The sequence below is a fragment of the Terriglobus sp. YAF25 genome (assembly GCF_052113305.1).
GTDB lineage: Bacteria > Acidobacteriota > Terriglobia > Terriglobales > Acidobacteriaceae > Terriglobus.
Window position 1 is genome coordinate 1 of the sequence record NZ_JBFRCY010000938.1, and the last position, 1,442, is coordinate 1,442.

At 61.3% G+C, this 1,442-nt stretch carries 2 protein-coding genes; both read right to left on the minus strand.

The annotated features are described in order from the left end of the window. Nucleotides 1-196, minus strand: a 196-nt coding sequence (locus AB4043_RS25400; protein ID WP_442308507.1) for an ATP-binding protein, incomplete at its 3' end; no start/stop codon positions are given. After that, nucleotides 193-1,442, minus strand: a 1,250-nt coding sequence (locus AB4043_RS25405; RefSeq protein ID WP_442308508.1) for a PP2C family protein-serine/threonine phosphatase, incomplete at its 5' end; no start/stop codon positions are given. The genes AB4043_RS25400 and AB4043_RS25405, both read right to left, overlap by 4 nt.

Here is a 1,442-nt window from a genome sequence, read left to right on the forward strand (position 1 = left end):
CGGAGAGCGTGTCGTTCATCTGGTTGCCGTGCTCGATCGCATTGATACAGGCCTCGGCAACGGCCGTCTTCAGGTCTTCAATACGGTCGGGGCTGAAGCCCATCAGCTGGGCCATGCTTGCGGCCGTGCTCATGGCTACTTTTTCAAAGCCGAGCTCGGAGGGCAGGGTTACTTCGACGGCGCTTCCGTTCTTCATGCGGTTGCTGCCTCAAGATGGCAGAGGGCCAGGCCGGTCATGTCATCGGTTGGTGGTGCGTTGTTGGAGAAGGCGGCGAGCGCCGCCCAGATTGCGTCGAGCATCGCCTCCGGATCGCGTGTCTCAAGCTGCTGAAAGGCCGTCGCCAGCCGCTCGCTGCCAAACTCATCCTCGCCGCAGAAGACCTCGCTGAGGCCATCGGTGTAAAGCAGCACACGGGCGCCTGCGGGAACGTTGATCGGTTCTGCCGTATAGGTCATGCCGGGCAACATGCCCAGCGGAGGTCCGGAGGCCTCGATCATGCGCAGGCTACCATCCGGCTCCAGAAGAATGCCGGGATTATGGCCGCAGTTCACAATCTCTCCTTCGCCTGTCCTGGGATCGAGTCTTAGCAGAATCGCCGTCACATAGCGGCGTCGTGCTTCACTGCCTTCATCGTAGTGCTGCTGGCCGACCTGTGCCGCCATCTCGGCGAGAGATACCGCGCGACTGGCCAGCGACCGGAAGGCAGCACGGAAGATGGTGGCGACAATGGCGGAGGCTAGTCCCTTGCCGGCGACATCGGCAACGACCATAAGGTGCGATCCGTCAGGGAGCTCGATGGTGTCCAGATAATCGCCGCCAACCTCGTAGCAGGTGGTGGAGCGTGCGGCGATGGTGAAGCCGGGAATCTGCGGCATGGCTTTGGGAAGCAGTGAACGCTGGATCTGCCGGGCAGCGTCCAGGTCCTGTTGTACGCGAGCCCACTGCAGATTGCGTTCGTGGAAGGTTGCGTTCTCCAGCGCAACGGCGGTTTGCAACACCAGGCCTTCAAGGAAATCCTGCTCGTACAGCGAGAGATCCGCATTCTGTGGTGTGGCGACGATCAGCGTAGCGAGGCTGGCGCCTTCCTTCGAGAGCAGGGCGAACCGAGGACAGCCATCGAAGGGCAATTCGGGTGCTTCCCCGTAGCTGGCCATTGCTGTGCCGTCCGGCGCCAGGAAGACTGCTCCTTCCATCTCGAGCTCGCGCACAACGATACGCGCAGTCTGCTGCAGCACCTCACTCGCCTGAATGGTGGAGTGCACCTGACGCGAAGCCTCGAGCAGCGCCTGCAGGCGCGCAATTTGTTGTTCGAGGATAAGAGTGTCCTGGAGACTCGACATAGCGGTGATGCCGGAAGTGTACATGGAAAATTGCTGGGGAAGTCGGGATATCAGGATCGCCCATACACCAGGTGCCCCATATCCGGGGTCCCCAACGAACT